Source organism: Viridibacillus sp. NPDC096237 (assembly GCF_050278625.1).
In the GTDB taxonomy this organism is placed as follows: Bacteria; Bacillota; Bacilli; order Bacillales_A; family Planococcaceae; genus Viridibacillus.
The window spans coordinates 137,732-155,414 of record NZ_JBNNTI010000003.1 but is presented as its reverse complement, the minus strand read 5'-3'; the positions used below and the strand labels follow the sequence as shown (position 1 = coordinate 155,414).

Genomic DNA, 17,683 nt, shown 5'->3' with positions numbered 1-17,683 from the left:
TGTATTAGGCACGCCGCCAGCGTTCGTCCTGAGCCAGGATCAAACTCTCCATAAAAGTAGTTTGAAAGCTCATTAGCTTTGCTAGCGTATCATCCAAAGATGATATCTATTTCGTTTTAATCCACCAACAGAGTTGATGTCCAAAACATTTATTGATTAACGTCTTGCATGTTCAGTTTTCAAGGTTCATAAATTACATTGGAGCGGGTGAAGAGAATCGAACTCTCGACAACAGCTTGGAAGGCTGTGGTTTTACCACTAAACTACACCCGCATTGATACTATAATTCTTTAAAAATATGGCGCGCCCGGCAGAAGTCGAATCCACAACCTTCTGATCCGTAGTCAGACGCTCTATCCAATTGAGCTACGGGCGCATATCGTATATTATATATTGAAAATTTTTGGTGCGGTCGAGAGGACTTGAACCTCCACCGAGTCAACCTCGACTAGGCCCTCAACCTAGCGCGTCTGCCATTCCGCCACGGCCGCATTTCAATTGAAACATGATAGGTTTCTATTATATCACCTAAAAACATAATGTCAAGTTAAAATGGTGAGTCATGCAGGATTCGAACCTGCGACCCTCTGATTAAAAGTCAGATGCTCTACCAACTGAGCTAATGACTCGTAGCTTGAAGAATGGAAATGGCTGGGGTACCTGGATTCGAACCAGGGCATGACGGAATCAAAATCCGTTGCCTTACCGCTTGGCTATACCCCAAAAATAAATGGCGGTCCGGACGGGACTCGAACCCGCGACCTCCTGCGTGACAGGCAGGCATTCTAACCAACTGAACTACCGGACCATATAAAACTTGGTGACCCCTACGGGATTCGAACCCGTGTTACCGCCGTGAAAGGGCGGTGTCTTAACCGCTTGACCAAGGGGCCATATGGCTCCGAAGGTAGGACTCGAACCTACGACCGTCCGGTTAACAGCCGGATGCTCTACCACTGAGCTACTTCGGAAAAATTTGTTACATTTTGTCGTCATCACCTTGTCGACTTTTATTATTATAGACAGGTATTCAGAAAAGGTCAAGCGTTTTTCTGAAAAAACTTTTAATCAATTTGCTTAATGTGCCCTGAACACTTGCTACAACGGTATTTGGCAGGGTTCATTCTTATCTTCCTAACATAGTTTGTACCGCATTTTATACATATATAAATATAACTTTTATTAGAGTTCTTTCCCTTCTTCTCAGTTAAGTCAGAACAGTATCTAGGAGCATTGGTGTTCTTTAATAGGAGGCGGAAATCTGCATCACGATGTTTATAACCCTTTCCTTCTATATGAAGATGATAATGACATAGTTCGTGACGAATAATTCCTTCTAGTTCTTGAATACCGAACTTTGAAAAAGCTTTGGGGTTAATCTCGATATTATGTGATTGCAATAAGTATCTACCACCTGTGGAACGTAGTCTCTTATTAAAATAAGCTTGATGCCTAAAAGGTTTATGGAATACGTTCTCTGAGATTTCTATTACAAGGTTTTGCAACTCTTCATCCGTCATCTTATTCTTCCCTTTCTTCTACAAAATAAACCCCGCTTTATGGCGAGGTTTAATCTTTCTACTATATTAATCGATTTGTTTTGCCGGTGGAAGCATCGTTAACGCAATTCTTCCTTTATCTTTTTCAATCTTTTCCACCCACACAGTTACGATATCACCGAGTGCTACTACATCTAAAGGATGTTTTACAAAGCCATTTTTCAATTTAGAAATATGGACAAGGCCATCTTGTTTCACACCAATATCAACAAATGCACCGAAATCTACTACGTTGCGTACTGTCCCTTGCATCTCCATTCCCGTCTGCAAATCTTCCATTTTCAAAATGTCTTTCTTCAATAATGGTTGAGGGAATGCATCACGTGGATCACGTGACGGTTTCATCAATGTATCGATGACATCTTTTAACGTTACCTCTCCTACATCCCACTGTGCACTTAAAGTTGCAATGTCAAGGTTTGCTAGCGCTTGTTCAGCTTCTGCTGTCCCTAGCTGTTCCTTCTTAATAGAAGTAGCTTCAAGTAATTGATTTGCAAGATCATAACTTTCTGGGTGAATACCTGTCGAATCTAATGGGTTTTTAGCTTCAGAAATTCTCAGGAAACCAATTGCTTGTTCATAAGTCTTAGCCCCTAAGCGTGGAATCTTCTTCAACTGGTTACGAGCTGTGAATTTCCCGTTTTCACCACGTATTTTAACAATATTCTCTGCAACTGTTTTTGAAAGTCCAGAAACATATTGTAAAAGTGAAGATGACGCAGTATTCACATCTACACCAACTTGGTTAACAGCTGTTTCAACGATGAAAGTTAAAGAATCTGCTAGCTTTTTCTGAGATACATCATGCTGATATTGCCCTACCCCGACTGCTTTCGGTTCAATTTTTACAAGCTCAGCAAGTGGATCTTGTAATCTTCTTGCAATTGAAACAGCACTACGTTGTTCAACTTGTAAATCCGGAAACTCTTCGCGCGCCACTTCTGACGCTGAATACACACTTGCCCCAGCTTCATTGACAATAACGTATGCTGTTTCGCTGATTAACTCTTTCAAGCATTCTGCCACAAACTGTTCTGACTCACGGGATGCTGTCCCATTGCCAATAGCAATAATAGATATTGGGTACCTTTGCAATATGTCCTTGAATACCTTTTTGGATTGTACAGGGTCTGCTTTAGGCGGATGTGGGTAGATAACTGAGATTTCAAGCATTTTACCTGTATCGTCCACTACAGCCAACTTACAACCCGTTCGATACGCTGGATCTAGTCCCAATACATAGCGATCCTTTAATGGCGGTTGTAAGAGTAGGTTTCGTAAATTTTCAGAGAAAATATGAATCGCTTGAGCTTCTGCCTTTTCCGTTAGCTCTCCACGTAACTCTCTTTCAATAGAAGGTTGAATTAATCGTTTGTATGAATCTTCAATCGCTAACTCCACTTGTTTAGCTGCGGGTGAGTATGTACGTGGTATCCATTCCGTACACATCAATTGATGTACTCGTTCTACCGGTACAGCAATATTGATTTTCAAAACATCTTCCTTTTCACCACGATTGATGGCTAATATACGATGAGGAACAATTTTATTAATCGGTTCTTCGTATTCATAGTACATTTCATAAACAGATTTTTCGTCTAAATTTTGATCTTTTACTGCAGAAAGAATCTTGCCATTTTGCCATGATAGCTTACGGGTTTTCTCACGAATAGTTGCATCATCTGCAAAACGCTCTGCTAAAATATCACTAGCACCCTGTAATGCTTCCTCAACCGAATCCACATTTTCATTGATATAAGGTGTAGCTAAATCTTCAAGTGCCGTTGACTCAAATTTCATCAACTCATCCGCTAAAGGCTCTAACCCTTTTTCTTTAGCGATTGTCGCTTTTGTTCTACGTTTTTGCTTATAAGGACGATATAAATCTTCAACTCGCTTTAGGACGGTTGCCTCTTCTATATCTTTTTTCAATTCTTCGGTTAACTTGCCTTGCTCATCAATAAGGCGAAGCACTTCTTCTTTTCGTTGTTGTAGTTGTTGTAAATAATGATAACGGTCTTCGATTGCTTTAATTTGGACTTCATCAAGTGAACCAGTTGCTTCTTTACGATAGCGCGCTATAAACGGCACCGTATTTGAACCTTCTAACAATTCGATAACTGATTCTACTTGTTTTGGTCGGATGCTAAGTTCTTTCGAAATTAATTGCTGCATTTTTTTGTTGTCCATTCAGTCACAACCTTTCTCTATCTTATTTATATTATCATATAGGTAAGTCCAAAAACTCTTGTCACTCAGCTTTATATCACCTTTGCATTATTTTACATTAAATAAAAAGCCTACTCCAAAAGAGCAGACTCCTAACATCAAAGTTTCTATTGTTATTTTGGCTCTCGCCAACCAACACCGCTTTAATAAGGTGTCCATTCTTCCAGCTGTAATTTATTTTTACTTCTAGTAAGTCATAGATATAAATTCTTAACCTACTTATAAAACCATTATTCTATTTTAATACGAATACCACTGGCGGCACCAATTGCCTCTTGTAGTTTTTTAATCGCTTTCCTCTGCAATCTAGAAACATGCATTTGAGAAATACCGAGACTTTCTCCTGCTTCTTTCTGACTTAATTGTTCCATATATGTAAGCTGGATAATGCGTTTTTCTTTTTCTGTTAAAGCTGTCATAGCTTCAGCAACAATCATGCGGCGGTTTGTTTTTTCATAACCTTCATCTTCATTTCCAACAATATCGAAAAGCGTCATAGAACTACCATCTGAATCGGACTCCATTGTATAATCCATCGATAAGGCTTGGTAACTTTGCCCCATTTCCATTGCTTCTAACACTTCTTCTTCCTCAACTCCAATGTACTCTGCAATTTCATTTACATGCGGGGAACGTTGGAATTCTGTCGTCAGTTGCTCTACTACAGACTTGATACGCGGCCCAAGTTCTTTTATACGTCTTGGCACATGGACATCCCATGATTCATCACGTAAAAAGCGCTTAATCTCTCCGATTATTGTAGGAACTGCAAATGCTTCAAAATTACGACCAAAAGATACATCAAACCTCCTTATAGCACCAAGTAGTCCAAGCATACCTACTTGGACAATATCATCGTGATAGGAACCACCTTTTGAATACTTTCTTGCAAGTGACTCAACTAAATATTTATATTGTACAACTAAATTCGTTTGCGCTTCATCATCTTCGTATTTCTGGTAGTTATTAATCCATTCTAAAATTTGCTCTTTTGAAGTTGACTTAGTAGGTGATTTTTTCCACATGGTCCGTCACCTGCTCTCTGGCGACATATTTTGTCATTAAAACAGTAACGCCATTGTCGTTAAGCACTTTTACCTCATCCATTAGAGTTTCAATTAAATATAGACCCAAACCACCTTCTCGAATAAATCGAACATCTTCATCTTCTTGATATGGCCCAACTCTTCTTTTCACATCCTCAAAATCGAAGCTATAACCATAATCCGCGACCATAATTTCAATTTTATCTTTATATAACGCACACCCTACTATAACTTCGCCTTCCGCATCAACTTCATAAGCATGTTGAATAGCGTTAGTAATTGCTTCACTTGAAGCAATTTTCAAATCTTCAATATCATCATAAGAAAAGCCAATCCGATTTGCTAAACCTGAAATGGTTAATCTTATAACCCCTACATATTGAGGCTTTGCTGGTACTCTCATTTCAAAGTAATCAAATACCTTCATGGTTAGTAGTCTCCTTCCCCTCGTCTTCAATATTCATTATGTCACTTAGACCAGTTATATTAAATAAGCGACGTAAACGTGGCGACAGCCTTCTTAATTTCATATCTCCGCCGGCACTTATAACGTTTTTATAAAAAGCAACAATAACACCCAATCCTGTACTATCCATATACACTACATCACGAAAGTCTAATTCAATTTGGACACTTTCAGTTAATTTAATGTTAGTTAGTTGCTCACGAAGCTTAGGTGCAGTGAAAGCATCTATTTCTCCACTAACATAAGCAATACTTTTTTGTACATCTACAGTTTCTAGTTTGAAATCCATATAAAATCTCCTTCCATCTACTAATCTAGCTCGATTACTCATATATTACCCTATTATAATAGCTTTAAACCTTAGTGTTTATTTTTTGAAATACCAGACACTAAACGTCCTAAATAGTAATTTTATCATCATTATTTTTTTAATATATACAGTTACCTACGTTTTCAACAGAGTTATAATAACAAATCTCCAAATAAAAAAGCACCAAAGTGAATTTCACTTCAGTGCGTAACATTTATGTATACCTTTAAAATTTCAAAAGTCCCAAGCTAATTTCTAACGCTTCTTCTACTTTTTCCATTAAGGGATCATCAAGTTGTGTTATTTTATCAGTCAATCGTGATTTATCTATCGTACGCAATTGTTCAAGTAAGATAACTGAATCTCTTTCGAACCCATACTGCTTAGCATCAATTTCGACATGAGTTGGTAGTTTGGCCTTTTGAATTTGCGCAGTAATAGCTGCAATAATTACTGTTGGGCTAAAACGATTTCCTATGTCATTTTGAATTACCAGAACGGGTCTTGTACCACCTTGCTCAGACCCGATAACTGGTGATAAATCTGCAAAAAAAACGTCACCACGTTTTACGATCAAGTTTTCATCCTCCGCTTACGAGACGCTCCACCATATGTTCGGCTTCATACTCTAAATGTAGACATTCACTACATATGGATAAGTTAATTTGTGACATCTCTATATAACCTTTAACCATTGCTTCTCGTATTTGATTTTGTTTGTATTCTCTTTTGTATCTCTTTGTTGGTGTATAAACGAATTCATCGCATTCTGTCGTAATTTGTCTATAAGCTTGTTCAATATCCTCAGCTATCTTATGCTTAGGGAGCTCTAAGATAACTTCACTTATTCTCTTCTTATTCACGGCCAGCACCTCCGACAAAACATTCCATCTTTTTCAATTCAACTTTCAACTTATCCCTATCTTAACATTGAAATTAATTGTTGAATAGACAAGAAAGGTAAGAATTTGACATTGTGGGTGGAATTGTTTTTATTTGTCGGCTGCAATCATTGTTATTAAAGACTTAAAGTTGTTGAAATCATTTATAAATTCTTGGAATTCTTGATGTTAACATACACGGTATTTCATATACAATTGTCTGAAGTCTATCTGACCATTCTTTTATCTGAATTTCCTCTTGCTGTTGTTGACCAATTAAAACGACCTTTTCTCCAACCGGCATTTCATATGGTAGCTTGATCATACATTGATCCATACAGATACGTCCAATAATCGGAACGCGATTCCCTTGGATTAATACTTCTTGACCAGTAAGCCCTCTTAAAAGACCGTCCGCATAGCCAATCGGCATTGTACCAATCCACGCTTCTTCCGTTGCTACATATTTGCCACCATAACTCACTGTATCACCTTGTTCAATTTTTTTCACATGAACAAGTTCGCTTTCAAGTGACATAGCAGGTTTCAAAGAAAATGATAGATGCTTTTCCACATACGGTGATGGTGCTAGTCCATACATAGAAACACCAAATCTTACGGCATTGAATTGTGCATTTTCTTTATTTAATGTTGCAGCCGTATTGGCAGCATGTACAAGTCGTGGTTTCTCACGTAAACTCGTTACATATGAATTAAACTTTGCTAGTTGCTCGTTGTATTGCCTAGCATCTTCTTCATCTGCCGTTGCAAAATGAGTGAAAATACCATCGATTAAAAAGTGCTCATTTGCTTCTATGGCATTATAAAGTGCTGTTAACTCAGTCTGTTTTCTAACACCAATCCGCCCCATACCACTATCAACTTTAATATGTAGCTTCAAAGGTTTTTCAAAGTTCTTTGCTTGTTTCGCAACTTCATTTACCCAATCTAACGAAAATACCGTTAGAGATATATCGTATTGTGCTGCAAAACTTGCAAAACATACCGGTGTTGCTCCTAAAATTAAAATTGGGGCTTCCTTTATAAACTCTCGTAAATGAAGTGCTTCTTCAGGAGTTGCTACAGCTAGCATAGAAGCCCCCACTTGCAACGCTGCACTTGCTATTTGTAAATCACCATGACCGTATGCATTCGCTTTAACAACTGCAATAATTTCTGTCGTGGTATGTAAGTGTTTTCGCAGTTGTTTGATGTTATATTCAATGTTTTCTAATTTAATGACTGCCTTAGTAGGACGGAAATTTTGATGCTGATACATAGATGACCCCTCATTAAAAATGGATTTTTTTCTATTATCCGCCCTGAAAAAGGTTAGGTCAAATGTTTCATCATTTTACTTCGCCATTTACCATAGATGATGCAACTTCCACCATCTCTTCACGAGTTAAAGAATTTGTCGCTATAAAGAAAGATACCCCATTTTTCTCCCAGCTAATCGAATTATCTGTAATTGCTCCAATAGTAAATCCTAAATCAGCAGGATCTCCTGGTGCAAACACTGGAATAGAGAGTGGGTTTGTATCTGCAGACTGTTCAATCACAGTGAATGGCTTGTCACCCTCGTATGTCAAAATTCTTCTTTCACCATCTGCACTTGCAATTGTTGTATCATCCTTCAGTTTGACATCCCATTTAAGAACTGGATAATGCGTTTGGAATGTAGGATTTTCATTATCTGCCCCTGCTTGTGCATCGCCTGTTACACTTTTAGTTTCTTCTTTACCTTCTCCTGTTGCATTCTCAGATGTTTTTCCAGAATCATCTTTCGCATTTTCTTTTTCAGTTGTACTTCCTTCAGTTTTATCACCTGATGCATTTTCTTTTGATGCAGTTTCATCAGTTGCCCCTTTGTCTTTCGCGCCTTTTTTAGAGAAATCTTCTACTGCATAGTCTGTACCTTTTCTTGACGTCCCAAGCGAAATTTTCTTAAATGAAATAACAATTTGCTCTTCTTTCGCTTCATTTAATACCGAAACCTTAGTTGGAAGCAAAGTCTTTTTATCGATGAAAATTTGTTGAGTAGGCAACATTTTCGAATGATTGTTACGCGTCTTAACTTCAAAGACATAAGCCTTGTCTGATTCGGTCATTTTGGCATTCTCATCAGCTTTTAAATCTTCCGCAAGTGCACCAATTAAATAAGCCTGACTATTTTGTTTTGGCCAATCACTTTGGAATTTATACGTCTTTTTCATTGAAGGAGTGACAACAAATACACCATCCTCATTACGTATAATCATTTGTGAATCTTTTTCCCCTTGTTGTGCAACGGCTACACGATAAAAATCAGGTTTTGTATGCCATACATTAACATCATAAGTACGGGGTTCTGCACCTGATTTAATTTCCATTTGAGCAGTTAAATCATACCCTTTTGTTTCTGTCCATTTATTACTCGTTTTTTTCAAAACTGCTTCCTTCGAATTTGAACCACAAGCTCCCAAAACCAGCGCTACAATCATAAGTAAAGTAAACACTATAAAACGTTTTCGCAATTTCCCATCCCTTCTCAATTCTATCCGTTAAGATATCTTATGAAACAAGCCAAGTGTTTATGCTAGAAGGATAACTTGAGCTGCAGCATATTCTTTTGAGTGGGTTATACTTACATAACCATCTACAGTTTTTCCTTTAAAGTATAGTATTGGTTGACCCATCGAATTCGGCAAAACCTCGATGTCTAGAAAGCCACAACTCTTACCAATACCCGTTCCATTTGCTTTTGAGTAAGCCTCCTTAGCAGAAAATCTCCCAGCTAAGAACTCCATTTGGCGACGTGCTTTTAATGTATCAAAAATAGCGAGCTCCTTATTTGTTAAAATACGTTGTCTAAATTTTTCACTGAGATCATTGGATCGTTTTACACGTTTGATTTCGACGATATCTAATCCGATTCCTTTTATCATATAAGGTTCTCCTTTCATTCATTAGCTAAAACAATGTATAATAATTATACAAAATTGAGGTGAATAGATGTTTATTCGTAGAGAAAATTTTTCACAGTACATAAAATACTACCCCGTCGTTTCTTTATTAATTGCTCTGAATACGCTAATTTATGTGATGAGCATTTTCCCAATCATAGGTGATAACTTATTTATCTTAGGTACCGGTGCAAACTTTTTAATTGCCGACGGGGAATATTGGCGACTAGTGACACCAATCTTCCTCCATGCAGGTTTTCCACACTTACTATTTAATATGTTTTCGCTTTATTTATTTGGTCCTGAGCTTGAAAAGATTGCAGGGAAGATGAGATTCTTCACCATTTTTTTCATCGCTGGACTTTTAGGCAATGTTGCTACTTATTTATTACAACCACTAAACTATAACAGCGTTGGTGCTAGTGGCGCTATATTTGGTATTTTCGGTGCGTTTGCTGCCCTAGTCTATTATACGAGAAATACCCTACCACAATTAAAGCAAACAATTATGCCGATTATTATCATCAGTTTAATAATGACATTCCTACAATCAAACGTTAATGCAACTGCTCATATTGCCGGTCTGTTAACTGGTTTCGTTATCGGCCTAATAGACTTCCATCCACGCAGAATTTTAAATTGGCGGATTAAAAAGAAAAGATAAGAAAAGCTGTTGAGTTTCGTACTCAACAGCTTTTTCTTATAGTTCATTTACCTGCTTTTCATCATGAGTAGATTTCACATTCGGTTTGTACCACTCCATTAATCTGTCCATATCTGTTTTTTCAAAATGGGCAACTGTGGTTGCAAAACCCGCTGAACCCGATATAATAGTCGCACCAATTGATGCAATACCTTTTCTTTTTCTGAAATACGTTTGCTTTAAACTCATTTGCTGTATACGCTTTTTCTCCATAAAGACAGTTACTTTACTAAATGTACGGTAAACAATTGTAAATTGGTTTCCTTCTACCGCATAACCCGCAGTCTTATGTTGCCAAATACCATTCAAAATTGCTAACGGTACTATGAAGAATGACAATAAACCAAATGGGAAGAAGAAATAACTCACAAGCGCTACGATAAGCAAACTCCATAAGATTTCGATACGATAATAATACGGACGTGCCCTTTTAGGCGAATTCTTTAACGTTGGTTGCCAATTGATATCCGGAAATAATTGTTGTAAAGGCCCCATGGCATGAAGTTTCTTTACAAGCGGCATAAGGACAATTTTCCTCTCATCATCCTGTGTCGATCCCCCAGCACTCTCAACAACAACTGTCGCGTAGCCAAACATTTGACGTAATGGGTTTTCCACAATTTTAATACCTTGAATGCGATTAATAGGTATCGTAATTCGTTTTTTTTCTATCAATCCTCGAGTAATGATCAACTTGTCATTTTCACGTTCAACTATAAAATCATAATAATTGAACAATGTTAGAATGAGCGATAGCCCCCAGGCGATAAGTAATACAAGAAAGATTCCTAGTACTACAAGTAATATACCTATTTTTACAAACGCACGAAACTCATCATACAAATAATCGTAAGGAATAATGTTACCAAATTGCGATGCAAAGGCTGCTACCCCTGAAAATACGACACCGACACCACCTGATGTTGTTGCTAAGATAAGTAAATCTTTGATGGACATACGATGCACTATCTCTTTATGTACAACTTCTTCCTCAGGAAGCTGCTCGTACTGATTTAAAACAGGCACAACCTCTGACACATTTTCCTGATCAACTTCATATTGTGCCGCTACTTGTTTTCCTTGTCGCTTCTCTTTTTTAGCTCGTTTCATCTCAAGCTCAATCGTATCAGCTGCTTTTCGCGTAATGGCAGTTAACTCTGCTTCCGCTTTCCCATTATTGCTACCAGCTGTTTCTACGCTAACTTTGACAAGACCAAACGGTCGATGGAAAATTCCCTCTTTATAATTTAAACTTTGAATACGTTCAAAAGGAATGTAACGTTTCTTTTTAACGAAAAGTCCATACTCTACCCGCAGTTCACCTTCTTCAAACCAGTAAACAAAACGTCTCCATTTCACAATCCCACCAATTAGATTTAATATTAATAAGAATGCAACAATCGCTAATGGCACGAGATCTTCCCAGAATTCTTCATTATTAGGATTTAAATTAATCTTTAAACCATTACTAACGAAAATAAGAACAAACGGGAATATTAAATCTTTTAGTCCTTTAATGAAATTAATAATAGCTGAAATTGGGTGTAATCTAGATTTCGTATCAGACATCATCTTCCGCCACCCTTGCTAATTCAGATATGCGTGCTCGTAAATCATCTGCTTCAGCCATAACGAGGGCCGGAATCGTATGCGTAGTTGCTGCTGTTGAAATTTTCATTTCAGCTAATCCATAACGCTTTAATATCGGACCTTGCGAAGTATCAACATGCTGTACACGTACCATCGGCACTAATGTCCTAACAACAATAAACAATCCATGTTGCACTTCGATTTCTTGTTCACGTACTTCGTAACGCCAATGATCCCAACGTATTTTAGGAAATAAGAAAATAAATAAAAATGCAAAAACAAACGGCACTACTGCGCAAATTATGTATATCCACCAATACCATTCAAAAAACCACGTTAATACACCACCGCCCACCGCTACTAATGAAACAATTAGTGATTGAATAATACCGTAAACGCGCCAAACGGATAACCCTTTTCTCGATATTTGGTATTTCGGTTCTATACTCATTTTGTCCACCTCTTTTCTTTTATATCTCTTTTACGTTTGAATAATAGGAAATGTTTCATTTATTTTCAGTCTACAAAGAGACAGTTAAACCGTCCATTTGTTAAGTTCTAATCCTTTTTATCAGCAATATCTCTCTGCTAATATCAAAGTAAACAAAAAAGCTACCCCACCGAAATGGGATAGCTTTATTAGATAAATTTTAGTCTTCGCTACGTTTGCGTGGTGCACGAGAGCGACCACCTTGGCTAGCGCCGCCTTCACGACGACCGCCACCTTCACGACGACTACGATCTCCACCACGTTCTCCACGGCTTCCACCGCGTCCTCCGCGATCTCCACCTCGGTTGCTGCCGCCACCACTTGAGCGACCACCACGGTAACCGCCGCCACTTGAGCGACCACCACGACTACTACCGCCTGAACGTCCACCACGTTGTGGTAATGGGCGTTCTTCAGTGATTTTGATTGGCGTATCATCCGGCTCTTTAGTCATTGATTTAATAGCAGCTGCTACTAAATCAACAGCTTCGTGTTTAGCTAACAAATCTTCTGCCATTGAACGGTAATCACTTAAGTGATTTTTTTCAACTAGTTCAGTTAATTGTTCTACTGCAAGAGCTTGTTGGCCAACTAAAGCTTCATCCGCTGTTGGTGGACGAAGAGCAGTCATACGTTTCTTAGTTGTTTCTTCAACGATGCGTAAGTAACCCATTTCACGTGGCGTTACAAATGTAATTGCCATACCTGATTTACCAGCACGACCTGTACGTCCAATACGGTGAACGTAAGATTCTGGATCTTGTGGGATATCGAAGTTATAAACGTGAGTTACACCTGAAATATCAAGACCACGAGCTGCTACGTCAGTTGCAACTAATACATCAATTTTATTTTCTTTGAATTGACGTAATACTGAAATACGTTTTGCTTGGCTTAAATCACCATGAATACCTTCAGCAAGGTAACCGCGAATGCTTAAAGCGTGAGCTAATTCATCAACACGGCGTTTAGTACGACCAAATACGATCGCTAATTCTGGTTGGTGAACATTTAATAGACGAGAAAGGATATCGAATTTTTCGCGTTCTTGAGACTTAACGAAAAATTGCTCAATGTTTTCTACTGTCATTTCTTTAGATTTGATTTTAACCACTTCAGGGTCTTTCATGAATTTCTCAGCAATTTTACGAATTGGTCCAGGCATAGTAGCTGAGAACAGTAATGTTTGGCGTTCAGCTGGAACGCTTTCTAAAATTGTATTGATATCTTCAATGAATCCCATGTTTAACATTTCATCAGCTTCGTCTAACACAAGTGTTTGAACGTTATCTAATTTCAATGTACGACGGTTGATATGGTCAAGAATACGACCAGGAGTACCAACAATAATTTGTGGTTTATTTTTAAGAGCACGGATTTGGCGACCAATGTCCTGTCCACCGTATACTGATAAAATTCGTGCACGTGTGTCATAACCAATTTTATGAAGTTCTTCAGAAACTTGGATTGCTAATTCACGAGTTGGGGCAATAATTAAGCCTTGGATTGCAGGATTATTGATATCAATTTTCTCGATAAGCGGAATACCAAACGCTGCAGTTTTACCAGTACCAGTTTGTGCTTGGCCGATAATGTCGCGTCCTTCTTTCGCAAATGAAATTGTACCTTCTTGGATTGGGGTTGCTTCTTCAAAGCCCATACGTTGTAGGGATTTTTGGATAGAAGCGCTTACGTTTAATTCTGAAAAATTTGTCAAAGTTTCATTCTCCTTTTTGCTCATGCATTTGACAAATGGTTACATTTTCAGATGAAAATAGGGCAAATCGAGCCTTGTGAGAGGAACGTTTCCGTCTCTTAATATATCTCTGTTTTAGTTCCAGAGGAATTTTATATATATAAAGTAAAGCCCGGTCTTTGCCGAGCGGTTCAATTCTCGGGGAATTCTAACCCAAAAAAGAATAAACCGTAATGTTCAAAAAAAAGCACTCTCCATCATCTCGGAGAGTCTTCACACAAAATGTATCCATTGCTTTCAATAGTCTAACACGAGTAACCATACTATGCAATCAATATCCATCAGTCAAAATTATCAGTTTCTTTTTTCACTCTAACAAAAAGCTCAGTACAGATTGAAACCATCCATCCCTATCATCACTATAGCAAATATGATGTTTACCATTTGGTGAAAGTATTAATTGCTTTTTCGTCGATCCTAATCGGTCATATAAAAATTGAGCGGTTATCGCTGGCACTATTCCATCCACTTCTCCTTGAACTAAACAAATGGGTACTTTAATTTTCTCATAATAAGGTTCCACTTTTTTTACCAAACGAAGAAATTCTAACGTCGATGACATAGGTACATTACTAATTTTACTGTCATAGCGATGGAATAGCTCATTTTGCTCGAGTTCCCCATGAAACAAATCATTGGTCAATTCTTTTATATCTTTTAGCAATTGACGGACACTGATATATTTTGCTGCAGCGCTTAGTAATACCAATTTTTCCACTTCATAACGTAATGCTAGATAAAGGGCTATTAGTCCACCCATTGAAAATCCTACAACAATGACTGCATCTACTTCTTTAGCTAATTTTTTATAAGCAAGTTCAGCATCCATTAGCCAATGTTCAGCTTTATAATTATCTAAATGCAATTCTTCACCATGTCCTGAAAGAGTCGGCACTAGAACAATCCAATCTGTTTTCTGCTTTAAAAAATCCACAAACGGTTTTAATTCTTGTGGTCCACCTGTAAAACCATGAATACAAAGCACGCCTGTTGTCATCATGTCACCCTCCGCTCATAGTGTACCCATTATTTTATTGAAAAAAAGCATCAAAAAGGAACTCAACCTTTTTAGATGCTTTTTCAAAAAATTACTATTTAAATGCTTTTAATACATTTTCAAGCGCCATTCCACGTGAACCTTTTAATAAGATGATAGAATTTGCACCCGCATTCTCGCGAAGGTGTTGAATAATTGTTTCATATTCTTCTGCAGTCCATAATAGACGATCTGCCGGTAAAATTTTTTGCAACTTATTGTATAACCACTTCATACGTGGTCCAAATAAACATACTTGGTGGATGCTCTCTGCATCAATTACCTCTGCAATTTCCTCATGGAACTGTTGCTCTAGCTCACCTAGCTCTAACATGTCTCCAAGCACTACCCATTTGTCTAAACGCATATCTGTCGTTTGTAAAAATTGCAGCGCTGCCTTCACAGATGTTGGCGCTGCGTTGTAAGCATCATTAATAAATAAGATTTCTTGTGCTCCGTTTACTAATTGCATACGCATATTAGTTAATGAAACTTCTTTTAAGGCTTCGCGGATTTGTTTGGCTGATAGCCCTACTTCACGCGCAATCAAGATCGCTACCAATGTATTTTTCACTTGGTGACTTCCTAAAACCGAGATGAAGAAATCTTCATTCAACAAGCCCTCAACAATAAACGCACTACCGTTTTCAGTTGTCTTAATGTTTGTCGCAGTTATATCTGCTGAGCCCTCAAGTCCAAATGATATGGCTTGTAAATCTTTTTGTTCCGAAACAAGTGGCATAAGTAATGGCTCATCACCGTCATAGAACAACTTACCACCAGGTTGTAAACCTTCAACGATTTCAAATTTTGCTTTTGCAATCCCCGCTCTTGAACCGAGATCTTGCATATGCGCTTCTCCAATATTCGTAATGGCTGTAAAATGCGGTTTAGCTAGTTTAGTCAAAAATTCAATTTCGCCAAAGCCACTCATCCCCATCTCGAGAACAGCAAAATCTGTATCTTCATCAAGAGATAAAATTGTTAATGGTAAACCTAACTCATTATTAAAGTTTCCCTCTGTTTTTTGCACTTTGTAGTAAGGAGATAATACTCCCGCTACTAAGTCTTTTGTAGAAGTCTTCCCATTAGACCCCGTAATACCTATAAACGTAGCACTGTGTTCTTGTCGATAAGCTGATGCCATTTGTTGAAGCGCCTCTTCTGCATCATCTACAAAAAGTAATGGCAGACCTACAGGCGGATTAGGTTCATCCTTTAGCCAAAATGACGCGGCAGCACCGTTTTCAAATGCTTGCTCTACATAACGGTGACCATTTGTTTTTTCCCCACGGAAAGGTATAAAAAGATCTCCCGCTTGCAATGTACGTGTATTGATAGAGATTCCTGTGACTACAACGTTTTCAAATAATTGTTGATCGCTATTTAACCAGTTTGCAATTTGCTTTAATGTTTTTCTCATTATCTCATCACACTCGAGTCTTATTGATATTGAAGCTGTTGTTTTTCATCATGTCTTTCAATTGCCAAATCAATCAATTTTTCAATTAAATTTGAATAAGTAACACCTGTATTTTGCCATAAAATTGGATACATGCTGACAGGCGTAAATCCTGGCATCGTGTTTACTTCGTTAATAACAATGTCGTCTTCAGCTGTTACAAAGAAATCTGCTCGGACAAGACCTGAACAATCTAATACTTTAAATGCACGAATCGCCATATCTGTCATACGCTCTACAACATCTGTTGATACTGGAGCAGGAATAATTAGACCTGTATTATTATCCTTATATTTTGAATCGTAATCATAAAAATCTGTTACTGGTTTGATTTCACCAGGTACAGATACTTTTGGTGAATCATTTCCTAGTACACCCATTTCTACTTCACGTGCAACGATCCCAGTTTCAACAATAATTTTACGGTCATATTTTAACGCAAGATCGATTGCATTAATAAGTTCTTCACGGTTAGATGCTTTGCTAATCCCAACACTTGAACCCAAGTTTGCAGGTTTAACGAACATCGGCCAAGTTAACTCTTCTTCCATTTTAGCAATTAATGCATCTTGATTTTTGCTCCATTCTTTACGGATGAAGTATACATAAGAAACTTGTTTTAATCCAGCATGTTCGAACAGTTGCTTCATGACCACTTTATCCATACCTGCAGAAGAAGCCAATACGCCATTGCCGACATATGGTAAGTTCAATACTTCTAATAACCCTTGCACTGTGCCATCTTCTCCGTTTGTACCATGTAGTAATGGGAAAATTACATCAAATTCTTTTTCGTCTTTATCTAATAAGAAGCTTGATACATCATTTGGAATGCTGTCTTGTGTACCTTTGCCTAATTGTAATTGTTCAACTGACTCTGCTGGCTCTGTTAGCTGTTCTCCTTTTCTCCATTCGCCTTCGCGTGTAATGAAAATAGGGAATACATCAAATTTATCAAAGTTTAACGCTTGAGTGACTGCTCTTGCTGTTGATAAAGAAACATCATGCTCTGCGGATTTACCACCATATAATAAGCCTAATTTTTTTTTCATTTATAAATGTCCTCCAGTTTGTTGTACTTTTAGTTTATCATGAACCGAAAAGATTCATGAAATGATTTCATTATAAAGAGTCGAAGGTCCTTCATTTTTTTCTTACTTAAAATATCTTTACTTATAATAGCACTCTAGAAAATTTATGCATGCAAATA

General features: G+C 37.7%; 17 protein-coding genes and 8 tRNA genes. 1 reads left to right on the top strand and 24 read right to left on the bottom strand.

Annotated elements, in window-relative coordinates:
• Positions 1-199: 199 nt before the first annotated feature.
• The 18 genes from ACQKMD_RS04585 to acpS all read right to left on the bottom strand — a co-directional run bounded on the left by ACQKMD_RS04585 (position 200) and on the right by acpS (position 9,418).
• Positions 200-273: transfer RNA gene (locus ACQKMD_RS04585), tRNA-Gly, on the bottom strand.
• A gap of 26 nt (positions 274-299) precedes the next feature.
• A tRNA-Arg gene (locus ACQKMD_RS04580) sits at positions 300-376 on the bottom strand.
• Between the two features lie 28 nt (positions 377-404).
• A tRNA-Leu gene (locus tag ACQKMD_RS04575) sits at positions 405-491 on the bottom strand.
• A 62-nt stretch (positions 492-553) separates the two neighbouring features.
• A tRNA-Lys gene (locus ACQKMD_RS04570) sits at positions 554-629 on the bottom strand.
• A gap of 19 nt (positions 630-648) precedes the next feature.
• Positions 649-723: transfer RNA gene (locus ACQKMD_RS04565), tRNA-Gln, on the bottom strand.
• Between the two features lie 8 nt (positions 724-731).
• Positions 732-808, bottom strand: a tRNA-Asp gene (locus ACQKMD_RS04560).
• 10 nt (positions 809-818) lie between these two features.
• Positions 819-893, bottom strand: a tRNA-Glu gene (locus ACQKMD_RS04555).
• Positions 894-896: 3 nt separating this feature from the next.
• Positions 897-971: transfer RNA gene (locus tag ACQKMD_RS04550), tRNA-Asn, on the bottom strand.
• Between the two features lie 93 nt (positions 972-1,064).
• Positions 1,065-1,520: a SprT family protein gene (locus ACQKMD_RS04545; protein WP_427749865.1), complete on the bottom strand. Its 456-nt coding sequence runs from the start codon at positions 1,518-1,520 to the stop codon at positions 1,065-1,067.
• 66 nt (positions 1,521-1,586) lie between these two features.
• On the bottom strand, positions 1,587-3,749 hold the full coding sequence (locus ACQKMD_RS04540) for a Tex family protein (RefSeq protein ID WP_427749863.1): 2,163 nt from the start codon (positions 3,747-3,749) through the stop codon (positions 1,587-1,589).
• Positions 3,750-4,018: 269 nt separating this feature from the next.
• Complete coding sequence (gene sigB / locus ACQKMD_RS04535) at positions 4,019-4,813, bottom strand: RNA polymerase sigma factor SigB (RefSeq protein WP_427749861.1); 795 nt, start codon at positions 4,811-4,813, stop codon at positions 4,019-4,021.
• Positions 4,791-5,261: an anti-sigma B factor RsbW gene (gene rsbW, locus ACQKMD_RS04530; RefSeq protein ID WP_427749859.1), complete on the bottom strand. Its 471-nt coding sequence runs from the start codon at positions 5,259-5,261 to the stop codon at positions 4,791-4,793. The genes sigB and rsbW overlap by 23 nt, the downstream gene beginning before the upstream one ends.
• Positions 5,248-5,589: an STAS domain-containing protein gene (locus ACQKMD_RS04525; protein ID WP_427749858.1), complete on the bottom strand. Its 342-nt coding sequence runs from the start codon at positions 5,587-5,589 to the stop codon at positions 5,248-5,250. Before ACQKMD_RS04525 ends, rsbW begins: the two co-directional genes overlap by 14 nt.
• A 247-nt stretch (positions 5,590-5,836) precedes the next feature.
• Positions 5,837-6,187: a type II toxin-antitoxin system PemK/MazF family toxin gene (locus tag ACQKMD_RS04520; RefSeq protein ID WP_038185900.1), complete on the bottom strand. Its 351-nt coding sequence runs from the start codon at positions 6,185-6,187 to the stop codon at positions 5,837-5,839.
• Positions 6,188-6,191: 4 nt separating this feature from the next.
• The gene (locus ACQKMD_RS04515) at positions 6,192-6,473 is read right to left on the bottom strand and encodes a transcriptional regulator (protein ID WP_427749857.1); all 282 of its coding nucleotides are present in this window, start codon (positions 6,471-6,473) and stop codon (positions 6,192-6,194) included.
• A gap of 178 nt (positions 6,474-6,651) precedes the next feature.
• Positions 6,652-7,770: an alanine racemase gene (alr, locus tag ACQKMD_RS04510; protein WP_427749855.1), complete on the bottom strand. Its 1,119-nt coding sequence runs from the start codon at positions 7,768-7,770 to the stop codon at positions 6,652-6,654.
• Positions 7,771-7,840: 70 nt separating this feature from the next.
• A complete protein-coding gene (locus ACQKMD_RS04505; RefSeq protein ID WP_427749853.1) occupies positions 7,841-9,007 on the bottom strand; it encodes a LolA family protein in 1,167 nt (388 codons plus the stop codon).
• A gap of 57 nt (positions 9,008-9,064) precedes the next feature.
• Entirely contained in the window at positions 9,065-9,418 is a 354-nt protein-coding gene (acpS, locus tag ACQKMD_RS04500) for a holo-ACP synthase (RefSeq protein ID WP_427749851.1), read from the bottom strand.
• Between the two features lie 67 nt (positions 9,419-9,485).
• Here acpS and ACQKMD_RS04495 point away from each other — a divergent pair, with 67 nt between their 5' ends.
• Positions 9,486-10,100 (top strand): rhomboid family intramembrane serine protease, encoded by a 615-nt coding sequence (locus tag ACQKMD_RS04495; RefSeq protein ID WP_427749849.1) that lies wholly within the window; start codon positions 9,486-9,488, stop codon positions 10,098-10,100.
• Positions 10,101-10,136: 36 nt separating this feature from the next.
• Here the strand turns inward: ACQKMD_RS04495 and ACQKMD_RS04490 are convergent, their stop codons facing one another.
• The 6 genes from ACQKMD_RS04490 to ACQKMD_RS04465 form a co-directional block, all read right to left on the bottom strand.
• Entirely contained in the window at positions 10,137-11,708 is a 1,572-nt protein-coding gene (locus tag ACQKMD_RS04490; RefSeq protein ID WP_427749848.1) for a PH domain-containing protein, read from the bottom strand.
• Positions 11,701-12,180, bottom strand: a complete 480-nt coding sequence (locus ACQKMD_RS04485) for a PH domain-containing protein (protein ID WP_427749846.1) — start codon at positions 12,178-12,180, stop codon at positions 11,701-11,703. The genes ACQKMD_RS04490 and ACQKMD_RS04485 overlap by 8 nt, the downstream gene beginning before the upstream one ends.
• Positions 12,181-12,379: 199 nt before the next feature.
• Positions 12,380-13,936, bottom strand: a complete 1,557-nt coding sequence (locus ACQKMD_RS04480; protein WP_427749844.1) for a DEAD/DEAH box helicase — start codon at positions 13,934-13,936, stop codon at positions 12,380-12,382.
• Positions 13,937-14,282: 346 nt separating this feature from the next.
• A complete protein-coding gene (locus ACQKMD_RS04475; RefSeq protein ID WP_427749875.1) occupies positions 14,283-14,972 on the bottom strand; it encodes an alpha/beta hydrolase in 690 nt (229 codons plus the stop codon).
• A 94-nt stretch (positions 14,973-15,066) separates the two neighbouring features.
• Positions 15,067-16,434, bottom strand: a complete 1,368-nt coding sequence (locus ACQKMD_RS04470) for a UDP-N-acetylmuramoyl-tripeptide--D-alanyl-D-alanine ligase (protein ID WP_427749843.1) — start codon at positions 16,432-16,434, stop codon at positions 15,067-15,069.
• A gap of 20 nt (positions 16,435-16,454) precedes the next feature.
• The gene (locus ACQKMD_RS04465; RefSeq protein ID WP_427749842.1) at positions 16,455-17,525 is read right to left on the bottom strand and encodes a D-alanine--D-alanine ligase; all 1,071 of its coding nucleotides are present in this window, start codon (positions 17,523-17,525) and stop codon (positions 16,455-16,457) included.
• Positions 17,526-17,683 lie beyond the last annotated feature (158 nt).